Raw genomic sequence first — 20869 nt, forward strand, 5'->3', positions numbered from 1 at the left:
TTGTTGCGCTTAGGCTTATAATCACTCAATCGTTAGCCCAGCATCTTGTAATAGGGCTTTAAGTGGCTCGCATTGTGTTTTGTAGCGATGCCAGCGGCCGATTGAGTTGCTGTTCATCGGTTGGCGTACTTGTACTGCACTAGCTGTCGCGACGGGGGCGCTATTGAGGTGGAAATCGATACAGCCTTTTTCAAATGACAAACCACAAAATGTAAGTATGCGTTTGATCTCTTGCTCGGGTTCGGCGACTAACATTTCATAGTCAACACAGAGTAACTTATCACTCAGTTTTTTCTCCCAAAACTTCATTAGCTGGTCAAACATCAGGTAATAACGCCCAGTGTCTAGTAGATCATATGAGTAGTTGTAGTAGCTGAAGTTGAGGGCAAATAGCTGACGAAAGTTACTGAGGCAGGTATCCATTGGATTGCGCCGCAGGTAGATTAATTTGGCGTTGGGTAAGGCGCTATGGATAAAACCGAGGTAGAAAAAATTCAGCGGCATCTTGTCAGTGAAGTGACGATGCCCCTCTGTTTGCGGTCTCGTGCTATTGATGTAGGTTTGACCAAGCTCAGCGAAGTCAATATTCATTGCCTGAGCAATCGTTTCTGTGTCCAAGACCTGTTTTGAGGTTGTATTTGCGCTGCGCTTCATCGCTACGCCAAAATTTTGTAGCTCGCCAGCGGTGAATACCTTGCTGTGGCTTGAAATTATGCGATCAACCAAGGTGGTACCTGAGCGGGGCATACCAGTAATAAATATTGGCTGGTCATCGCTACACCCTTTTGCTGCATCAAACTGATAGTCAGCGAAAGCCCGCTCCATAGCGTCAAATAGCTGCTGGTCATGTTGAATGAGATAGTTGAGTTGTTTTTTTTTCGCTTGGTTGCCGCGGCTGAGGGCTTTGAAGGCTTTCTCATAGTCAGCCAACGCTTCGTACTCTTTTAGCAGGGCATGCCCTAGGTGTACCTGGCCATCAATACTCTTGCTTTGCTGCATCAATCGCTCAAGGCGTTGAATATGATTGTTGCTGGCATCGATACCCCCAAGATCGGCAAGCGATGAGTGGGCAGCATACAACTGCGGATTAATAGATATTACCTTTTCGTAGGCGTCGCGGGCTTGTTCGAAGTCGCCAGTGAAGCGTAACGAGGCCGCGAGGTTGTACCAGTAGCCTGCGTTTTTTGGTTTGAGTGCTGTGCAGCGTTGAAAATATTTCGCAGCTTGTTGATGCATGCCAATACGGCTGTAAACCACACCTATGGTGTCTAATGTCAAGGCGTCTGTTGGCTGAAGTGCAATCGCTTTTTCCAGAGTAGCTGATGCAGCTGTTGAGTTGTTGAGCATCGCCTGAACACGGGCCAGTTGTGCATAGTATTCAGCATTTGCGGGGGCAAGTTTGCTTGCGTGCTCTATTAAGCCTAACGCTTTGCTCATCTGTTGCATGGAGAAAGCGATCATACCTAGTAGAAAGTGGGCATCGGCATGATCTGGTTTTAATTTGAGCATAGCTAAGCAGTATTGATGTGCTTCGCGAAACGCCTGTTTGTTCAGAGCCTGTTGTGCAGCGAGATGAAGCTGTTGTAGCGAAGGATTCGGCAAAATATGACCTGTTTAAATCACAAAGTTTGAGCGCCTTGTTGTCATCGCTTCGACGAGGCGGTTAGGCGGTTGTAACATGAAAAGCGGCAGCGGGTAAACGCTGCCGCTTTACGAGTTGCTGAGCTAATCAGTCACCAAAGAAGTAGGTAACATTGAGACCTACAGTGCGTGGTTCATTGACGTAATGACCATAACGACGAAGGTCGAAGTCACCGACTTGACGGATCTTGCTGTAGTCTTCACGTACTGATGTGAGTGCATATTTGTCAGTGAAGTTATCGGCATATAAGGTAACGATCCAATCATCGAAACTGAGTTTGGCTGATAGGTTATGGATGGCGTAACCGGCAAGGGATTCGCCAAAATCTCTTTCGCCAGTTTTTGTTAGTATGTCGCTTTGCGCCGTCATGGTGTAACCAATTTCAAGCTGTTTGCCATTCCACACTTCGGTTTTGTAGGTGGCACCAGCAGAGAATTGATGTTCTGGTGAGCCGGGTAAGCGATCACCGTCTTCGCCGATACCTGCAGCATCTTCGGTCAATTCAGCATTGGTGTAAGCGTAGGTACCGTAAACGATTACTTCATCGGTAAGCAGGTAGCGGGCAGACGTTTCTACACCGCGACTCATAGCCTCTGAGCCGTTAATTGTAATCGGTAAGCCGCCATTTTCGGTGCGACCATCTACTTGAAGATCTTTCCATTCGATATAGTAAAGTGCTGCATTTAGCTCGAGCGTGTTATCCAACAGCGCACTGTGCAAGCCAATTTCGTAGTTATTGGTTTCATCAGGTAAGATCAGTACTTCATTAGGCAGAGCACAGAGGTTCTGCCCCTGATTTTGATCCGGTTGACATTCGGCGACCGCATTCACACCACCAATACGATAACCTTCGCTATACGTGGCATAGATAAGAACATCTTCATCGTATTGATAGGCCAAATTACCTTTCAGCAGGGTGCCATCGTCCGTTGCATTGGCTGACACTAGATCTGGGTTTATATCATCTGGGCCAGCACCGTATATGGTGTTAAGCAGCGGTAGGTCGAAGCCCTGAGTGACATCATCTTCGTAATCGTAATAGCGCCCACCCAAGGTCAGACTTAATTGATCTGTCAGACCAAAAGTAACCTCACCAAATAGGGCCTTTTCGGTCAGCTCTTGATCTAGAACTGAGTAGTATTCGAGATTGTCTGGACGGTTCACATCCCAGAACTCTGGTAAACCGGGGACAAACTCTTCCGAGGTTGCATCGTTTTCGAACTTATTATAATAGGCGCCGACAATCCATGAGAATGGACCCTCGTCGGTAGAAACTAAGCGTAATTCCTGGGTTAAAGTCTTCTCTTCGCCGATCTCTCGGGTAAATGCGGCAAACGAAGGGAAATCTTCGTAACCGTATTCAAAGTCGAGTAGCAGATCTGTCTGGTCACGCTGTCCCTCTTCGTCATACTTGGAATAACCTGTTGCAGACACCAGTTCAGCAAAACCAAGGTCATAGCTTAGCTCTAAGCTAATAAGTTGGTTTTTAACTTCGTTAGGCTCTTCAAAGCGGTAGGCATTTTCATATTTTCCGGTATTAAATGCCGCGGTGTGAACTAATGAGCGCCCTTCAGGTTTCTCTTTCTGGTAGTAGTAATTAAGCGTGCTATCGAGTTCTGATATGGGACTCCAACGCAGAGAGGCGCGACCGTAAACGGTTTCGTTGCCATTGTTGTCCGCTTGCTTACGCAGATTCGTGCTGACATCTGTAGGGTTGCTGAAGTCTGGCTGTGGGTTAGATACGCCGGGCTCACGAACGATATAGTTGTAGTCTATAAAGCCAGACTCTTCGACGTAGCCCATTGAACCGCGGAAGGCGAAGTCCTCACCGAGGGGGAAATTAAATACGAAATGACTTTCGTAATTCATATCATCAGCGTGGCTGGTTTGTGAGACACCACCGGTGATGTTGGCTTCATACGCGTCAAATTGTGGTTTGACAGGTATATAACGGATCGCTCCAGCCAGTGTTCCTGCTCCGTAGAGCGTACCTTGTGGCCCAATCAATACTTCGACTCGTTCCATGTCATTGAGAAAAAGATCAACATAAACAGGGATCTCGCCGACGTAGGTACCGACTGTGCCGCCACCACTATTAGAGGTCGTTGGCCCTAGTGAACTGGTATTTAAGCCACGGACAATAATCTGATCGGGACCACGCCCACCTTGGTCAACCACATTCAGACCTGGCACCCATTTCGCGACGTCGACTAAGTCTGTGATCCGGTTGTCGGCCAGCTGATCGCCACCCAAAGCAGTGATATTTAGTGGTATCTCCTGCACGGTATTAACGCGACGAGAGGCGGTTACAGAGATCCGTTCCAACCCTTCGGTATCATCTAGATTAGGCTCGTCTTCAGCGTATACAGGGGTGTGTAGCACCCCAGCGATAGCGACGCAAACAGCGCTCCGTTTAAACTTGGCAATCGGCATATTGATCTTCCAATTATGTTTTTATTAGGTGTTTCTCTGGAGAGTGAGCTTCACTGGCGATATGTTAGTTAGGCATCTCGCGCTACGTTGGTGAGGCTCACTTAGGTAATGCTTCAAAAAAGTGCGAATTGATCTCTATTTGAATCAAAGAGCAACAAATTCGATACATTTACGTAACATTTATAGGGCTAGCATTAATCGTGCCTATTACTTTGGGAATAGGTTGTGCTATTTGGCTTGGCTATTTAGTGCGAGCTTTTGAGGGCCATTATTTTGAGCGCTACCGCAGCAGATCCAAAAGACGGGGCTTCTTTATTAGAATGGTGGAGCGTTCTTGTTGAAGCTCTGAGTGTTGGGTTTGCTGTGTGTTTAATGGGTGTAGAGATGGGAGATTGAGTGCAACTACGTGACTACCAACAGGCTGCCGTTGATGCGGTGTTGACGCACTTCCGCAGAACCGATGACGCGGCGGTCATTGTGTTGCCTACCGGTGCGGGGAAAAGTATCGTTATCGCCGAGTTGGCGAGACTGGCACGGTTTCCGATTTTGGTGCTGGCCCATGTCAAAGAACTGGTAGAGCAAAACCACGCAAAATTTCAGGCCTATGGCTTTGATGGTGGTATCTATTCTGCCGGTTTAGGGCGCAAAGAAAGCCAACATGCCGTGACCTTCGCCAGTGTGCAGTCGCTGAGTCGTAATCTGCAGCAGTTTGGCGGTTATTATTCACTGTTAATCGTTGATGAGTGCCATCGCATCAGCGAAGAGAGTGAAAGCCAATATCAGCAGGTGATTAGTCATCTGCGTCAGCAAAATCCGCAGCTAAAAGTGCTGGGTTTAACTGCCACCCCCTACCGTTTAGACAAAGGCTGGATCTATCAGCAACACCACCACGGTTATGTGCGTACAGACCAATCTGTGCCGTTTAAGAAATGTGTCTATGAACTGCCATTGCGCCACTTGATCTCACGGGGTTACCTGACACCGCCAACCGTGATTGATGCGCCTGCTGCGCGCTACCAGTTTGATGAGTTGCCCAAAGAGTACACGGAAGCCGAATTGGATCAGTTTCTGGCTCGTTGCCCGCGAGTTACCAAGGCGATCTGTGAGCAGTTGTTGGTGTTGGCTGAGCAGCGCCGAGGTGTGATGGTATTTGCCGCCAGTGTTAATCATGCGCTGGAAATTTCCCGTTATCTTCCTAATGCTGAAACAGCAGTGATTACTGGTGCCACACCGGGTAAACAGCGCGACCTGCTGATTGAACAGTTTAAACAGCAACAGCTGAAATTTTTGATCAATGTTGCGGTACTGACGACCGGTTTTGATGCGCCCCATGTGGATTTGATTGCCATTTTGCGCCGTACCGCGTCGGTGAGTTTGTATCAGCAGATCGTTGGTCGTGGCCTACGTCTTTATGACGGCAAAGATGATTGTTTGGTGATTGATTATGCAGGTAATAATTATGACCTGCATCAGCCCGAAATCGGCATTGTGCGGCCAAACCCAAACAGTGAACTGGTGCAGGTGCTGTGCCCGGAGTGTGGTTATGGCAATCTGTTTTGGGGACTAAAGGATGCTGATGGTGATGTGATTGAGCATCATGGCCGTCGTTGTCAGGGCTTGGTGAATGATCCTGCCGATGCAGAGCAACAGATCCAGTGTGGTTTTCGTTATCAATATAAAGAGTGCCCGCAGTGCAATGCACAAAATGATATTGCGGCGCGACAGTGCCATGATTGCGGCGCGCAGCTGATTGATGCGGATAATTTGCTACGGCAGGCATTGCAGTTGAAAGATCGCAAAGTGCTGCGTTGTGCGGGAATATCCGCACAGGCGGATGGCGAGTTGCTGACACTGATTTATCACGATGAGGATGGCGTAGAATTAAAAGAGCGCTTTGATTTTGCTAGCGCTGGGCAGCGGAAAAAGTTCAATGAGCTGTTTTGTCGTAGGGTGACCGCTAAACCGCAGCCGTTGGCCGCGGCGGTAGAGGTGGTCGATCAAATTGCTGATCTGGTCGCGCCAGATTTTGTGATCGCCCGTCAGCAGAAAAAATTTTGGAAAATCGAGCACCGTATTTTTGATTATCAAGGGCCTTATCGCAAAGCTCATCAAGCTCACTGATAAGGGCCACAGCTATTTGGGGGTGGCTGACTTAGATAGGCTGTTCAGGCTCATTGTTATCTGTATCAAGCATTAGCGATAGCGCCTCTTGTGATTCAATGTCATCACCACGAATTAGCCAAACTGAGCCTAGCGCTAAGACATAGAACAGAGCCATCAAACCTGCCAACGAGGCATGAATGCCGCTGACTTTATTGAGTGCTTCCGCTCGATCAATTTCGGCCACAATAGCCCAGCGAAAAGTGTCAAAGTCGATATAGTCATAGGCAGATAAAACCGGTATGCCGCGATAGTCTGGTATATGCATAACCCCGGCATTACCCGCCAAAGCATTCTCAATGGCCGGTGTTTTTACCTGTTTTTGGAGAACGGTAGAGGAGCTTTCAAAGCGAGAGTCGCTGCGCATGAGATAGTCTTGACCAACTAAATAGGTTTCACCTGACTCGCCCATTCCCGCTTTAAAATGCATGATCTGGCGTAATTCATCTGTGGGTAGCTGAAATACCAGTACTCCTAAAACCTGATCGTTTTTGTTACTCATCGTACGTGCGATAAATATCGTAGGCGCATCGCCACTCGGTTGGTAGTGGGCAATGTCACTGATAACTACTTTGCCAGGTGTTGCCATCGCTCGCTGAAAAGTGGTGGACAGTAAGGTATCTCGCCATGAATCATCCAGCAACGCCGCACCAAAATCGGCCTCTTTTTCGACGCTGTAAAGCGTATTTCCATTTGGGGTGATCAATAACGCATCGTAATAACCGCGTTCAGTCACAAAGCGGCGAGCCATAGGATGAAGCTCTACATGTATCTCGTTGTAACGGGAGTTTTTAATGCCGGTATCAACCAGCTCTCGGTATTGACCTTTCGGGTGCGGATTTTTTTCGACATACACTTCGCGCAACCTAGCGCCTGGGTCTCCCTGTGTCGCCGCATAATTATCCCACAGGGCGTTGAGTTCAGCTTGCTTACTGACCAATTTGGGGTTCAAACTCCAGAAGGTTAGCTCGGTACTGGCGGTTTCGAAATAGGTCAGCAGAGCCTGCTTGCGCAGGCTGTTAATCAGTTGCAGTCGTTGCGCTGATTCATCTAATTGGCGATTGGTGAGGAGGTGGGTAATAAAGATGCCACTGCTGATAAACAGCAGCGCCAGAATGAGAGCGGTGATTAGCCAAGATCGTAGTGATAAGTTCCGTACCATGTTGCTACTCCATCCCATTCGCGAAGGCTAAACGATCTCGAACCAGCGTGTTCACCGCCTGCCAGGTAAAGCTGAAATGTTCAAACTCCTCTTGGGTCACCTTATCTTTCGAGAGATCAGTGACTACGGTGTTGAGGATTTTGACCAGTTCATCTTTAAGCTCATGGAGCTGAGCATTTTCTTGTGTTTGTTGCGCTTGTTCCGCGATATTCATCAGCTGCAGAGTGTATTCACTAACCCGTACTTTTCGTCGGCGCATGACCCGTGAGCGGAGCGCTAGTCCCAATGATGAAACAAAAGCGCCAACGTAAATAAACGACGCCAGCATGCGAGTGTTCTTTTGTAGGAATCCTGGTTTTTCGCGATCGTAATAGCCTTGAGCACCGGGATGTAGCGGGATAGGAATATCAGAGTCATCAGTAATAGGTCTAATAAACCCGGCTAATTTACTGTGTGCTGCTAACTCAGAATGATGTTCAAATAACAGCGCTGTGAGTTCATTGACCACCTCATAGTCGAGGCCTTTGTGAGCCAGTAAAACTCGATCCAACACGGCTGTTGGTAGATCTCGTTCCGGTACGGGAGGCGATCCCCGATACGCGCCGGCAGGCACAACGCCAGCGCTTAAAGAGGAGTGTCGTAGAGACAGCGCTTCAGCATGCTCGATCGGTACAATATGCATTTGCTGATTTCTCACCAGCGCACGGATGGCTCGGTTGCCTGGCGCTCGCACTCGATAAGCGGCGTCAACTTGTCCCATTACCATGGCGAAATTAGCGGCTTCTTCTGACATAGGCAAAGCCGTTAAATCATCTTGCGTGAGGCCATAATGGTCGGCCACAAACCAGAACGAATCGTGTTGGCCACTGATTAGTGGTGCCGTCACCACAAACTTGCCCTGTAATTCGTTGAAGCTATTGATGTTAGATGCATCGTTGACGATGAGCTGATAGGCATCAACAAATAGCGAGGCCACTGCGGTACTCTTTTCATTGACCTGTGCATCCGCTTGCGTGGTTGCGAAGTCAACGTGACCGGCTTGCAATAAGCGGATGTTGTCTGACGAACCGCCAGTTTCAAAAACATCTATTTGGGAGAGCTCATTCTGCTGGTTATAGACTTTAGCAATGGCAGAGGCCAGCTCAAACGATTCGCTGTGGCGTGGTCCTGCTGCGATTGTCAGCCGTGTTTCTTGCGTTGATATGAACCAGAGCACTGTGGCGCTTATTAGTGCCAGCCAAATTAGGCCCAAAATAAACAGACGTGTGCGAATGGCTCTATCTCCTAGGTCGTGCGGTTAATATTGGCGACTATTTAGCCGTGGTTATTGGTGCTTATTTCAGCATGATAGCACGATACAAAGCGACTGCTTTGGCTTGTTAATATCGCTTATCAACGGCTGCTGGATAACTCGTAACGGTTAATCTAAGTCGCGTAGAGGATGATCTATTGAGACATAGCGCTTAAAACGATTATGAAACTTACAGCAGCCGTGAATAAACCTTGTCCTCCTGTTTAGGCGTTGGTGTAGACTGCGGAAAACTATTCATTATTGACATGCTTTCATGGCTATTTCAGCTATTGTCCGGGACAAAATACTGCAAGTAACGGGAGCCGAACGACTGGCAGAGGTTACCCCTATTCAAAGTTTATGGGGTGGATTAGGGGAGCTATTTAGGGTCTCATTGGTGCATGTTGACAGCATGAGCGACAATACCAACATTCCCCAACTTAGCTCCGTTGTTGTTAAGCATATCCTCTTTCGTGCGCCGGTAGACCATCCCCGAGGTTGGAATAGCGACCTCTCGTTTCAACGCAAAATGCACTCCTACGATGTGGAACAGCATTGGTACCAGACTTATGCTGATTCATGTTTGCCAACATGCAGAGTACCCCGCTGTTTATTCGTCGAACGCCGTGCAGACGAAATGCTATTGGTGTTGGAAGATCTCGCCATCGACTTCCCTGAGTTGATTGAGCAGCCTAATGTCCTGCAGATAGAGGCCTGCATCTATTGGCTGGCCAATTTTCATGCCCGTTTTCTTGACCAAGCGGCAGATGGCTTGTGGCCGGTCGGCGGTTATTGGCATTTAGATACACGGCCTGATGAGTTAGCGGCGATGACTGACCTACGCCTCCAGCAAGCCGCGCCAGCGCTTGATAGGGCGATAAAACAGTGTCGCTATCAGACACTGATCCATGGTGATGCCAAACTGGCGAATTTCTGCTTCTCGGCGGATGGTAAACGAGCTGCCGCAGTTGATTTTCAATATGTCGGTCAAGGCCCAGGTATCAAGGATCTGATGCTATTCATTAGTAGTGCGGTGCCGCCAGCGTTATGTGAAGAATGGCAAGAACCGTTGTTGGATACCTATTTCCGTTTTTTATTCGAAGCGTTGCAGCGACAGGGCAAGACAGCCGTTGTTGATTGGCCAGCGCTGGAGCAGGAGTGGCGCTTTATGTTTGCGATCACCTGGGCTGATTTTCAGCGCTTTGTTCAGGGCTGGTGCCCAGACCATTGGAAGATAAATGACTACAGCCGAAGCCTCACCGAGCAAGCATTGCTAGCGTTAGATCAAGTCGCAGCAGAGCCGACTGGTGTGAACCCCATCGTGGCGTCGGATAATAAGGTCGATCATGACTGAGCAAGCTAGCGCTGAATTGTCGATAGAGGAGCTAAAACTATTGCTGGTTTATGCCAGTAAAGCCGCCACCGCTGCCGCCCGCTATATTCAGAGTTTTGACCGTTCAGCGCTGCAAGTACAGGACAAGGTTGGCGGTGACAGCTTGGCTTCACAAGTGGTGACGCAGGTGGATATTGCGTGTGAACAGCTGATTAAACAGCACTTACAGCCGAGCTGCGAGCAATGGCAGATTGCTTTGCTTGGCGAAGAAAGTGCCGATGAGTATGGTCACGCTCAGCACCCCAGATTAACCAAGGATTACTTTTGGTGTATTGATCCGCTGGATGGCACTTTGCCTTTTATTGAAGGTGGCGCTGGCTATGCCGTTTCTATTGCTTTGGTATCTAAGCTAGGCCAGCCGTTACTGGGTGTGGTGGCGCATCCGTCCAGTAATAGTTTATATCAAGGGGTTGTGTGCGGCAGTGAGCATCTGCTCTATAAGAATGGCTTGTCTTGGCAACCCAAGGGCATTGGTGGCAGCCAGGTTCACAACCTGTTTCCGGCGACTGAGCAAGATCATAGCCAACCCATATTGAGCTGTTTTTTTGACCGTAGTTTTGTTCAGCAAGCCAATTTCAAAATACTAATGTCTCGGTTTGAGCAACAGGTTCAGTCATTAGGATACTCGGCGATAAACATAGCTCATGATGCCGGTGCTGTGATGAACGCGATACAGGTGCTGGAATATCCGTCCGCTTGCTATTTTAAACTACCGAAGACCTATCCCGGCGGCGGTAGTTTGTGGGATTTTGCCGCCACCGCCGCTATTACAAGCGCCGCAGATGGCTGGGTTAGTGATATTCATGGTGCGCCGCTGGATCTTAATCGACGAGATTCTAACTTTATGAATCATCGTGGTGTGCTGTATGCGACTGATAGCCGCATTGCCGAGATGATCATGGCGTTAGTTTAATACTGCGATTGAGGTGAGATTGCCGAGGTGCAATCAATGACTCCATGAACGAACTGCGGGGGCGACCCAGATCACCTGAGCCGTCTCGTGTTGCATGGTGATCCACTCTTTAGATGGACAGCTAAGCGTCAGAAGCTGCCATTTTTAGCCCAGAATACAGAATGTTGCTGTCAGTGCTGGCATACGTTTCTGCTACGTCATTGCCATAGAGGTCCATCTGCTGTTGCTCGCCTGGATTTCCAAAGAACGCATCTTTTCCGATAGCTTCAATCGATTCCGGCAGCTCGACAGATTCGATGTTGTTTTCTTTAAATGCCTTATCGCCTAGCGTTGTTACGCTGACAGGTATTGATAGGTTTGAAAGTTTATTTTTATAAAATGCTTCTGCGGCAATAACCTTTAACGCTTTGGAGAATCTCACTGAGGAGATTTGGTTGTCGTAGAATGCAGCATTGTAGATATGTGAAACGCTGTCAGGTATATCAATACTTGTTAATTTGTTGTATGCAAAAATAGCATGGGGAATTGATGTGAGATCATCGGGTAAACCGATGTGTTCTATTTCATTGTACGCAAAGCTGTAAGCGCCTATTGCTGTCATTTTTTCTGGGAGTTGTACACGTTTTATTTTGTTCCTGTAGAACGCACTGTTGCCAATAGTTTTTAGCCCTGCCGTGAAATTGACCTTTTCTATTTGGTTAAATGCGAAGGCCTTGTCTTCGATCTGTTCCACACTGGCGGGAATGGAGACACACCTTAGTTTGTTGTCTGAAAAGGCATCTCTTTCGATAAGTCGGATATTTTCAGAGAGGTTAATGCTCTCTAATTTATTGTAATTGAAAGATTCAACGCGGATTTTCTCGATGGTGTTGGGGAGCTCCAAGTGGGTTAACGCATTATTCGAGAATGCACCAATAGCGACTTCGGTTAGTGTTTCAGGGAGGGATATATGCGCTATCTGGTTTCTGGCAAAGGCATAATACCCTAGCTTTACGATGGACGTTGGTAAGGTTAGCTTGGTTAATCCTTTGCCATAAAAGGCGCCATTAGAGACTGAAGTGACAGGCTTATTGTTGATGGTTTTTGGTATGGACAGCTCGGTCACAGAGCTTTGGTCGATCTTGTTATCAAAACCGATCACTTGGATCTCATTCCCAATCTCTTTATACAATAATTGGTTGTTGTCACTGAGTGACAGGGGGTCATTTATCCCGCCATAAACAGCATCATCATCGGTCTCTGTGTATGCTGATACCATGCCATTTCCATATAAAATTAGGCCTTCCTCATTTTTTATAAATGAATCAATCCCTACCACGGCGACGCTGTCTGGTATGGTCACGGATACCAGTTTGTTGTCCATAAAGGCTTCCATGCCGATGACTTCTACGCCATGTGGTATGCAGACCTCTGTAATTTCGTTTTCCTGGAAAGCGCCATTCTCGATCATTAACACGTTTGCTGGGATATCTATCTTCTTGATCGAGTTTTCTGCGAAGGCCCAATGGCCGATATGTATCATAGAGGAGGGTAACGTCACTTCTCGCAGCCGACAGCGATAAAAGGCACTTCTTGTTATGCATATAACCGGCTTGTTTTCTATGCTTTCAGGGATAACCAAATGCTTGTGACGATATAATTCGACACCTTCTTTGAAACCGGTAATTTCTATCCCATCTTCAATATATGTATAGGCTAGGTAGTCGTGATGATTACTTTGCTTTTCTACTACGCTCATCTTTGTCCTTGTTTGATCGCTCGGTGAGATCTGTTGTGGGATGACTAAGCCACTTCATGAGGAAACTTTCTGTTCTATAAAGGGAGTGCGCTTGCGGCAAGTGCTAAGGTCACACTGGCACCGTTGGCACTGGCTAGCATAGTGCGTAGTTCTTGCGGGGAGATCAGGTGCTTGCGGATCTGCTCGCCTTCTTCCACCAGTCCGCCAATTTTATTGACATCTACTTGGCTGAGGTCTGCTTCGACAAGGAAAATGGTGGTTGTTTCGGTACTGATGCCGGGGCTTAGGTAAAAACGGCCGAGCTTGGTTAAGGCCGATCCGTCTAACGCGAGTTCAACTTCTTCTATCGTTTCTCTGAGTGCTGCTTGTTCCGCGGTTTCACCTTCATCAATCATGCCTGCCACCATTTCGATCAGGCTTGGTCCTTGGTCTATTGCGCCAGGGCGAAACTGAGAGACCACTAACACTGAGTCGGTGTTGCGATCATAAGGCAGCACTGCGACTGATTGACCGCGCTGAACACATTCGACGGTTTTTGTTTGGCCGTTTTGTGATACTTGCCATTGCTCTACTTTGGCGTAGCCGTTGTACATTTTCTTTTTCGAGATAATTTCGATATCCATATGTTTTCCTGTTTAGTCCTTTTTATGACCCTGCATCACGCGCTCGAAGGTCGTAATGCCTGTTTGTTGAATATGATAAAGCACGGTGGGGGAACCCCGCCCCTGGATCCGTTTTCCAGTATCTACGAGCAAATTGGTTGCCAATAACCTGTCTCTAAAGGCCTTCTTATGCAGCTTGTTTTGTAATAACTCTTCATAAATCCGCTGTAATTCGGGCAGTGAGCAGGTTGGCTCAGCGAGATACAGTGGTTGACTGGTATACAGTGCTTTACTGGAGAGGCGCTCGACGGCGAGTGTAACTAATTGGTTATGATCAAAAGGGAGCGCGTGATCATTATTTTGTTGATTTTTGTCCCCTTTGTTCTGTTCCTGCGCAGTACTGTTTGCATAGTGTCGCGCTGGTACCCAGCATTGTTCATCAGATACCAAGGCCGAACGGGAGAAGGGCACCAGTGCTAAGTGCAGCACTGTCATCGACCAACCTCTGGGGTCGCGTTTGGCATTACCGACAGTGCAAACCTGCTCGATATGCGCGGGTTCAACGCCGACCTTGTTGATGATCAGGCGGCTAACTGTATCTTGCAGTTGCTCGTCTGTGTTTTCAAAAACATATCCGCCAGGTAAGGCAAAGCAATTTGGAAAGGTATCGCTGTCAGCCTTACGTCGCCAAAGCAGAAGTTCTAACTGACCTGACCCGACTTCTGGGTTTATTCGAAATAACGCGACATCAACGGTTGCAAACATCGTACTACCCTCCTTGGTAAAGCTGATGCTGGTGGATCACATCGCGTACGGCAGGAGTGACCCACTGGCTAATGTCCTTATCATTGGCGATCCGTGCTCTGACCAATGTACTTCTGATTGGCGCGCGTTCGTTCACAACAACCAACGGCCAATTCGCTAAAAGCTCGTCGGAACGGTGGAAGCTAGAGAAATTTTTGGCATTGTCAGGGCCTACTGCCAGAGCGAAAGATGCCGCAGGGTAGGCACTTTGCAGATGCTCCATTAGCGTCATACTGTAGATCGGTTTATCTGCTTGCTGTAACTGATCTTCAATGGCCATGAGTTGAACTGCGGGATTGTCCAAGTCACCTATAAATGCAGCCACCATCTCGCAGCGTACTTCATAGCTGGCCATCTCTTTTCCCCATGCATGCTTAAAGCTAGGTACAAGCCATACTTCGAAACCTTGTTCCGTTAGCTGGGAAATAGCATCTTGATGTCCGCGAGTAGGGGGGTTAAATGCGGATCCGAATACCGCAATTTTTTGTGTCGTCCTATCTGACATGTTGATCACAACCTGTTGCTGCTGTTGAAGAGACACAAAAAGCGGATTAGCTAGCTTGTGTGTCATGGCTCAGAGTTATTGAGGCTCATCATAGTTGACAGAAAGGTATTTTTGCAATACCTTTCTGCTTAAAGGTGTTTTAGAGATACCAATAGGCGTGGCGATGAGGCTATGTATGGAGAACGGAATTATGAATAAACGGAACTTGATTGCATCGATTGATGTTGATCCGCAAAAGACATTCACGCCCTTGTGCCCCAATGAACTACCTGTGCCTGGGGGCGATGAAATTGGTCCTGCACTTAATGCGATGGCGAGTTTTGCCGATCTTCGTGTCGTGACAAAGGACGCTCATAGCCCCAGCGCGCCTTGGGTGGTGAAAAGCCACGACGAAATGCTCCAGCCACTGGCTATGCCAAACGCGGATCTGACATGGGTGGCTCATGCGGTACCCGGTACAGTTGGCTTTGAACTGTTAGATGAATTGCCAGCGTTAGAAGCGTATGACTTTCATGTCTATAAGGGCATGGAGCCTGAGATGCACCCCTACGGAGCGTGCTACCACGATTTGAATGATCGTATGTCGACGGGACTAATCGAGTGGTTGCGTTGCAAGCAGGTTACCACAACGCTAGTGGCCGGTTTAGCACTCGACTACTGTGTTAAAACGACGGCTATTCAGCTCAACAATGCAGGCTTTAATGTCATCGTGGTGATTGAAGCCTGCAGAGGTATTGCAGATGAAAGCATCCATGCGGCACGACTTGAGCTTGAACAAGCTGGTGTGAAAATCTGTGAAAACGTGGTTGAGTTGCCCCGCTTCCTGGGTGATGCTGTCGCCCCTGCCAATGGTTAAAGGAGAAACCAATATGTTTGGCCGTACCAGTGTTCAGAGTATGTTAGACACCGATTTTTATAAGTTGACGATGGGGCAAGCTTATTTGCACCAAATCCCCGGTGCTGAAGCGGAATGGGAATTCAAATGTCGCACCGATGAAGATTTAACCCCATATGTCAGCCTGCTGCGGGCGGAATTAGAAGGATTATCTGAGCTCTATCTGACGGATGATCAGTACAACTACCTTGCTAGCAACTTTTCTTTCTTGTCACCAGACTATCTGCGTTGGTTGCAGCTGTTCCGTTATGATCCCTCTTTGCTCTCCTTGAACGCCGTCAATGGCCGGTTACAAGTGACCGCCAGAGGCCCGCAATTGCATGTGTCGCCTTTTGAAATCCCTTTAATGGCGTGCCTTTCTGAGATCCGTAATCGGCAACGGTATCCTGAGGTCGACGGTGATCTAATTAGAAAGTCGACCTATACCAAGATAAAGCAGCTAGAAGCCCTTGGGGATAAGTGTGATTTATCCGATTTCCGATTTGCCGATTTCGGTACTCGTCGTCGTTTTTCGTTTGCTGCGCAAAAACAGGTTGTGGGTATGCTGGCTCAACACTTGCCTGAGAATTTTGTCGGGACCTCTAATCCATTATTTGCTCGGGAGTTTGGTGTTAGCTGTATTGGTACGATGGCTCACGAATGGTTTCAAACCCACCAGCAGCTAAATTATCGTTTAGTCGACTCTCAACGTGCGGCATTGGATAATTGGGTGACGGAGTATCGCGGAGATTTGGGCGTTGCTTTGACGGATATTATTGGCGTCGATTCCTTCTGCAACGACTTGGACCTATATTTCGCTAAGTTATACGATGGCTATCGTCATGATTCCGGTGATCCCATTCTTTGGGGTGACAAGATCATCGCCCGTTTAGAAGCTTTGAAAGTCGACCCAAGCCAGAAGACGCTGGTATTTAGTGATGGGCTTAATTTTGAAAAGGCAGTGGCGATATATAGTCATTTTCAAGGCAGGATTAAAACCAGTTTTGGTATTGGGACCTGGCTGATGGGCGATTTTGGCGTGAACAAGCCGATGAACATGGTGATGAAGATGGTGCGTCTAAATGGCCATCCAGTGGCTAAGATCTCTGATAGCCCTGGGAAAACAATGTGTCGAGACCGCAGTTTTCTGGAATATTTAATGAATACGTTTGCGGTTGATATGGATGTGCGGACCAAAGTTCTGGCCAATATCTAAGAGAGAACAAATGAAAACAACACTGAGAATAGGTACCGCCAGTTTAAATACCGTTGCTTTGGACTTACAGCACAATGCCAGCCTAATTGAACAGGCCATGGCCGATGCTGCGCGACAAAATATTGAACTGCTGTTGATGCCTGAGTTGTGCCTGAGCGGCTACGGCTGTGAAGATATGTTTTTCTGTAGTGATTGGTTGGCGGATGTAGAGAAAGCACTGATTACTATTTGCGAGCAAGTCCCCGCAGGCTTGCTAGCTACCGTTGGCTTGCCGCTACGGTACCCAGGTGGGCAGGTGTTTAACGCTGTCGCGCTGATTGCTACCGGGCGCATTCTTGGCATCGTATGTAAGCAAACATTGGCCCGTTCCGGTATCCACTATGAGTCGCGCTGGTTTGCGCCTTGGCCGGTGGGGCAGTCCACAGAAATTATGATCGGTGGGCAGCAGGTACCGATTGGTGATCAGGCATTTAGTATTGATGGCGTGCGGATAGGCTTCGAGATCTGTGAAGACAGTTGGGTGGCCGCCAGACCCGGGCGTCAACTCTACCAACGCCAAGTCGATGTGATCCTTAACCCTTCTGCCAGTCATTTTGCGTTACGCAAGCATCAGGTGCGCCGTCGTTTCGTGCAGGAAGGCTCACGGGCTTTCGGTGTCGTGTATGCCTATGCCAACTTACAAGGCTGTGAAGCGGGTAGGGCGGTTTACGATGGCGGCAATATGATCGCTTCAAATGGCGAGTTGGTGGCGGAAGCTCAGCGCTTACAGTTTGATGATGTCGTGGTCACGATGGCGGATGTGGATCTGCATGCTAACCGTACGCAACGTATAATCTCCAGCCAGTTGCAGTCCGATGTGATGCAGATTGATCTGATTGAACATGCTGGGATCTTAAAGCAACAAGCGAATTATCAGATCAGCGGTGCCATTGACTCGTTGCCAGTGCTGAGTGAGCACGACATCGTGCTGCGAACCGGTGCGCTGGGTATGTGGGATTGGATGCGTAAGACAACCACCGCAGGCTATGCCATTAGCCTCTCTGGCGGCGCAGATTCGGCGCTGTGTGCCTCGCTGGTGTATTACGCTCACGCATTGGCTGTTTCTGAATTGGCACCAGAAGATTACGCCAAAGCGATGGCTATTTGTGGGTTTCAGTTTGCAGTACCAAAGGCGACAGAACAACGCCTGACTTGGTTGACGGAAACCGTACTTCCTCAAGTATTGACCACTGTCTATCAGGGCTCAGATAACAGCAGTGAAACGACCTCTGGTGCTGCCGCCGCCGTGGCTGGCGCGATAGGTGCCAAGCACATTAACTGGTCGATCTCCTCACTGGTGGAGGAGTACAGCGCCCGCATTAATGGTATTGATGGTGCCAAGCCGCTGAATTGGCAAGATGATGATCTGACTTTGCAGAATATTCAGGCACGGGTGCGTAGCCCCGGTATCTGGATGGTGGCGAACCGAGAAAACAAACTGTTGGTGGCGACCTCAAATATGAGTGAAGCATCCGTGGGCTATACCACCATGGATGGTGACACCAGTGGTGTGCTATCACCCATCGGCGGCATCAGTAAAACTCGTGTGCTGTTACTGAACGATTTTGTTGAAAAGCAAGGGGTGACCGTCAGACCGATTGACGCTGATGAATTCAGTTTAACCATCGATGCGTTAGGCTTTGTTAACCGTCAGCGACCGACGGCAGAGCTACGTCCGGTTGAGCAAACCGATGAAGCCGATCTGATGCCATTCCCAATACTCGACGAGATCCGCAAGCTGGGACAGGTGCAATACCTCAATCCACAGGGGGTGTTAAATCGTCTCGCTGATGGCCCGCTGGGGCAACCTTATGAGCGCCAGCAGCTGATCGATTGGGTTAAACGGTATTACCAGCTGTATTGCCGCAACCAGTGGAAGCGTGAACGTCTGGCCGTTGGATTTCATATTGAATCAGACAGTGCCGATCCTAAGTCTTACCGACGCTTCCCCGTGCTTAACTCACAGTTAAAGCGTGAGTTGGCGGGGCTGAAGTGACCCTCTGTTTTAGTGGATTTGGTTTGCGCTAAGCTCACAACGAAAGCCCTTTGATAAAACAAAGGGCTTTTTTACTGGAGTTACTAGTGACTAATTTTTCTTCATCAGTTCGGCAAATCGAGTTGAAGCGAAATTTAGCCCAGCACTGCCGCCGCCTAGTAAGCCGCCAGTGATCAGCACATCGGCGAACCTGACCAAGTTACCGTGAACGCCACTGATTTCAGAGATATTGGACAGGATATCCGCCAGTATACTGAGCCCAAGCGAGGCGAGCACGATGCCTGAAATAAAGACAAAGAAGGTGACATCCCGATTGCAGGTGGATTGATGCCTGGCAAGGGAGAACTCGTAACTGTGCTTCAGGCAGAGCAGGGCTGCTCGGTATTCATCCGCGTTGTCATCCGGCGCGATCAGTAGGCCAAACATCCCTTTATCTAAGACCTTTCTGGCCACTTGTATCTCCCGCTCAAACACCATCTTCAGTACATTAACGTGTTGCTCATCGTCGGCGAGCGTCTCCTTAATTCGGGATATTCTGAGTGTCCAATCGGCGACTTTACGGTTGCGGTAGTTGCTTACAAATACTGCCGCAGCTCGTTCGACAGCCACCACAATAAATAGATACTTAAGAAAGATATCACCGCCTTTTTCAACTAACTCGGGGTTAACTGACAGAAGTTCGACATCGGAGTAACCCCAATGAAAAGCAGCGATGGCGCCGAGTACTATGATTGCCACTATGGTGTAGAGCCGCCATGGCAGCTCATTGCTATCAGAGTGGGGGGTGAGTTTATCTCTATTCCCATCAGCCATTAGATCTCCCTCCTATGTAACAGACGAGAATCCAACTTTCATCACGACGCTGGTTGCAGCAATTCCGCAGAGCGCCTCACTTAAAGTGTAGAACTGAGTTGTATGTTTGTCGGTTTGTGATGGCCAAATTCAGCGGATCTGTTCGCCGGACTATGGTTTGTAGGTCATTATCCTGTCGCAGTTTCTGACGTCGAAGTGCAACCAGGATACATCCAGTTCGATGCTGCCTATTAGCTCGAATTCGTGTTGCCCCGGAGCGGCTAAGATCTGTTGGCGTATGCTTTCAGCATCATGATCCTGAAACAGGCAATCCGCTGCCCGACCAAAGCTGTGCTGACTAAAAGGGCTGTAATAGGGACTATCACTGGTTCTTAAACCGCTCCATTCGCGATCGCCCTGCCAGTAGTAGTTGTTTACTGTCATCGAACCAAACTTCTCCCTGAGCCTATCAAGGGTAATTAAGAGCCTGTCATCCAGCAGCTGCCACGCTTTTTCACCGCGCTTGTTAAAAACCGATTTAGGCACCAATTCATGGATCTGAAAGTGTTTGCACTTGTACATGATCGACTCCGTTCCGCCGGAAAGTAGTTGTTGCTGTTTAGCCTAGTCGATGTGCAGAGAAGAAACGGTATAAAGTGACTCGGTGAAATCTAGTCATATGAGAAGTTGGCTGGTGGGGCTATAAGTTCAGGCATCGGAAACAGTTTGACCTAGCTATATGGAGTACCGGGCAGCTTTGTGGGCGTAGCATTGGCAAACCTACTTTCACCGGCGATAAGATGCGACTAGATGTCATTGAGCGATCGCCTTTGCATAACTTGTTGAGAGGAGAAGTGACGAACATATCAATCACTGCTTTTCTTACATATGCTGATTCGATTGGTGCAAAGCAACTCCGAATAATGCGCCCTTTGAATGATAATTTGGTTCGGTTCTATCAAAGTTTTGGTTTCACTTTGTATCGTGGTAGAGCCAGCAACGTACCTACTCACTTGTGGCTAGACTTGTAGGCAAGGGTGGACTTATACAATGAATGACGAGACCAGACCCAAACCGGGAACTCCTGAATTCAGGGAGTGGTTACTCAAGAGAGTCAAACCATTTTCGGATCAGCTCTTTAATGCTGAAAAACCTGAGGGCTTCGAGGAAGATGGCTACATAGCGGGCCCACTAAAGGTGAAAAACTTACACCTGAAAAATCTGCAGCAGAAGATGCGGCTATCGACAAAGCGCAGAAGCGAGCCCACTTAAAAGTCGAGAAGTAAATAGCACCTGCCGAAAGCCAAAC

The 20869-nt window shown here is 48.3% G+C and carries 16 protein-coding genes; 6 read left to right on the plus strand and 10 right to left on the minus strand.

Features of this window, described 5'->3' with window-relative positions:
• Nucleotides 1-21: 21 nt before the first annotated feature.
• On the minus strand, nt 22-1602 hold the full coding sequence (locus EXY25_RS15220) for a tetratricopeptide repeat-containing sulfotransferase family protein (RefSeq protein ID WP_114338864.1): 1581 nt from the start codon (nt 1600-1602) through the stop codon (nt 22-24).
• A gap of 127 nt (nt 1603-1729) precedes the next feature.
• Nucleotides 1730-4075: a TonB-dependent receptor gene (locus EXY25_RS15225; protein WP_130567477.1), complete on the minus strand. Its 2346-nt coding sequence runs from the start codon at nt 4073-4075 to the stop codon at nt 1730-1732.
• A 396-nt stretch (nt 4076-4471) separates the two neighbouring features.
• On the opposite strand from EXY25_RS15225, the gene radD reads away from it, so the two are divergent.
• Nucleotides 4472-6196, plus strand: coding sequence for a DNA repair helicase RadD (gene radD / locus EXY25_RS15230; RefSeq protein WP_130567479.1), 1725 nt, complete (start codon nt 4472-4474; stop codon nt 6194-6196).
• A 31-nt stretch (nt 6197-6227) separates the two neighbouring features.
• Here radD and EXY25_RS15235 read toward each other — a convergent pair whose 3' ends face one another.
• Together EXY25_RS15235 and EXY25_RS15240 are read right to left on the minus strand one after the other, a co-directional pair.
• On the minus strand, nt 6228-7397 hold the full coding sequence (locus tag EXY25_RS15235; RefSeq protein WP_158538059.1) for a cache domain-containing protein: 1170 nt from the start codon (nt 7395-7397) through the stop codon (nt 6228-6230).
• Nucleotides 7398-7401: 4 nt separating this feature from the next.
• The gene (locus tag EXY25_RS15240; protein WP_130567481.1) at nt 7402-8670 is read right to left on the minus strand and encodes a TAXI family TRAP transporter solute-binding subunit; all 1269 of its coding nucleotides are present in this window, start codon (nt 8668-8670) and stop codon (nt 7402-7404) included.
• A gap of 292 nt (nt 8671-8962) precedes the next feature.
• Between EXY25_RS15240 and EXY25_RS15245 the strand changes: the two genes are divergently transcribed.
• Both EXY25_RS15245 and EXY25_RS15250 read left to right on the plus strand, forming a co-directional pair.
• Nucleotides 8963-10042: a phosphotransferase gene (locus EXY25_RS15245; RefSeq protein WP_130567482.1), complete on the plus strand. Its 1080-nt coding sequence runs from the start codon at nt 8963-8965 to the stop codon at nt 10040-10042.
• On the plus strand, nt 10035-10994 hold the full coding sequence (locus EXY25_RS15250) for an inositol monophosphatase family protein (protein ID WP_130567484.1): 960 nt from the start codon (nt 10035-10037) through the stop codon (nt 10992-10994). The genes EXY25_RS15245 and EXY25_RS15250 overlap by 8 nt, the downstream gene beginning before the upstream one ends.
• Nucleotides 10995-11115: 121 nt before the next feature.
• On the opposite strand, the gene EXY25_RS15255 is transcribed toward EXY25_RS15250, so the two are convergent.
• The 4 genes from EXY25_RS15255 to EXY25_RS15270 form a co-directional block, all read right to left on the minus strand.
• Nucleotides 11116-12732, minus strand: coding sequence for a leucine-rich repeat domain-containing protein (locus EXY25_RS15255; protein ID WP_130567486.1), 1617 nt, complete (start codon nt 12730-12732; stop codon nt 11116-11118).
• Between the two features lie 74 nt (nt 12733-12806).
• Nucleotides 12807-13355: an NUDIX domain-containing protein gene (locus EXY25_RS15260; RefSeq protein ID WP_130567488.1), complete on the minus strand. Its 549-nt coding sequence runs from the start codon at nt 13353-13355 to the stop codon at nt 12807-12809.
• A gap of 12 nt (nt 13356-13367) precedes the next feature.
• Entirely contained in the window at nt 13368-14099 is a 732-nt protein-coding gene (locus EXY25_RS15265) for an NUDIX hydrolase (protein ID WP_130567490.1), read from the minus strand.
• 4 nt (nt 14100-14103) lie between these two features.
• The gene (locus EXY25_RS15270; protein WP_165419384.1) at nt 14104-14643 is read right to left on the minus strand and encodes a nicotinate-nicotinamide nucleotide adenylyltransferase; all 540 of its coding nucleotides are present in this window, start codon (nt 14641-14643) and stop codon (nt 14104-14106) included.
• Nucleotides 14644-14833: 190 nt separating this feature from the next.
• Between EXY25_RS15270 and EXY25_RS15275 the strand changes: the two genes are divergently transcribed.
• Genes EXY25_RS15275 through EXY25_RS15285 form a run of 3 tightly spaced genes read left to right on the plus strand, consistent with a single transcriptional unit; the run spans nt 14834 to nt 18768 of the window.
• Nucleotides 14834-15499 (plus strand): nicotinamidase, encoded by a 666-nt coding sequence (locus tag EXY25_RS15275; protein ID WP_130567494.1) that lies wholly within the window; start codon nt 14834-14836, stop codon nt 15497-15499.
• A 13-nt stretch (nt 15500-15512) separates the two neighbouring features.
• Nucleotides 15513-16733 carry a nicotinate phosphoribosyltransferase gene (gene pncB / locus EXY25_RS15280; protein WP_130567496.1) on the plus strand — a complete coding sequence of 407 codons (1221 nt, stop codon included), beginning with the start codon at nt 15513-15515 and terminating at the stop codon, nt 16731-16733.
• 10 nt (nt 16734-16743) lie between these two features.
• On the plus strand, nt 16744-18768 hold the full coding sequence (locus EXY25_RS15285; protein ID WP_130567498.1) for a nitrilase-related carbon-nitrogen hydrolase: 2025 nt from the start codon (nt 16744-16746) through the stop codon (nt 18766-18768).
• A 90-nt stretch (nt 18769-18858) separates the two neighbouring features.
• On the opposite strand, the gene EXY25_RS15290 is transcribed toward EXY25_RS15285, so the two are convergent.
• Both EXY25_RS15290 and EXY25_RS15295 read right to left on the minus strand, forming a co-directional pair.
• Nucleotides 18859-19581: a hypothetical protein gene (locus EXY25_RS15290; protein WP_130567500.1), complete on the minus strand. Its 723-nt coding sequence runs from the start codon at nt 19579-19581 to the stop codon at nt 18859-18861.
• A gap of 150 nt (nt 19582-19731) precedes the next feature.
• A complete protein-coding gene (locus tag EXY25_RS15295; protein ID WP_130567502.1) occupies nt 19732-20142 on the minus strand; it encodes a hypothetical protein in 411 nt (136 codons plus the stop codon).
• Between the last annotated feature and the right edge of the window lie 727 nt (nt 20143-20869).

The sequence above is a fragment of the Corallincola spongiicola genome (assembly GCF_004284785.1).
GTDB classification, from domain to species: Bacteria; Pseudomonadota; Gammaproteobacteria; order Enterobacterales; family Neiellaceae; genus Corallincola; species Corallincola holothuriorum.

What these genes read in the sequence shown, in the direction of transcription:
- EXY25_RS15295 (WP_130567502.1), bottom strand. Translation starts at nt 20,142, where the DNA reads ATGTACAAGTGCAAACACTTTCAGATCCATGAATTGGTGCCTAAATCG.
- pncB (WP_130567496.1), top strand. Translation starts at nt 15,513, where the DNA reads ATGTTTGGCCGTACCAGTGTTCAGAGTATGTTAGACACCGATTTTTAT.
- EXY25_RS15255 (WP_130567486.1), bottom strand. Translation starts at nt 12,732, where the DNA reads ATGAGCGTAGTAGAAAAGCAAAGTAATCATCACGACTACCTAGCCTAT.
- EXY25_RS15260 (WP_130567488.1), bottom strand. Translation starts at nt 13,355, where the DNA reads ATGGATATCGAAATTATCTCGAAAAAGAAAATGTACAACGGCTACGCC.
- EXY25_RS15275 (WP_130567494.1), top strand. Translation starts at nt 14,834, where the DNA reads ATGAATAAACGGAACTTGATTGCATCGATTGATGTTGATCCGCAAAAG.
- EXY25_RS15245 (WP_130567482.1), top strand. Translation starts at nt 8,963, where the DNA reads ATGGCTATTTCAGCTATTGTCCGGGACAAAATACTGCAAGTAACGGGA.
- EXY25_RS15225 (WP_130567477.1), bottom strand. Translation starts at nt 4,075, where the DNA reads ATGCCGATTGCCAAGTTTAAACGGAGCGCTGTTTGCGTCGCTATCGCT.
- EXY25_RS15265 (WP_130567490.1), bottom strand. Translation starts at nt 14,099, where the DNA reads ATGTTTGCAACCGTTGATGTCGCGTTATTTCGAATAAACCCAGAAGTC.
- EXY25_RS15250 (WP_130567484.1), top strand. Translation starts at nt 10,035, where the DNA reads ATGACTGAGCAAGCTAGCGCTGAATTGTCGATAGAGGAGCTAAAACTA.
- EXY25_RS15235 (WP_158538059.1), bottom strand. Translation starts at nt 7,397, where the DNA reads ATGGTACGGAACTTATCACTACGATCTTGGCTAATCACCGCTCTCATT.
- EXY25_RS15285 (WP_130567498.1), top strand. Translation starts at nt 16,744, where the DNA reads ATGAAAACAACACTGAGAATAGGTACCGCCAGTTTAAATACCGTTGCT.
- EXY25_RS15290 (WP_130567500.1), bottom strand. Translation starts at nt 19,581, where the DNA reads ATGGCTGATGGGAATAGAGATAAACTCACCCCCCACTCTGATAGCAAT.
- EXY25_RS15270 (WP_165419384.1), bottom strand. Translation starts at nt 14,643, where the DNA reads ATGTCAGATAGGACGACACAAAAAATTGCGGTATTCGGATCCGCATTT.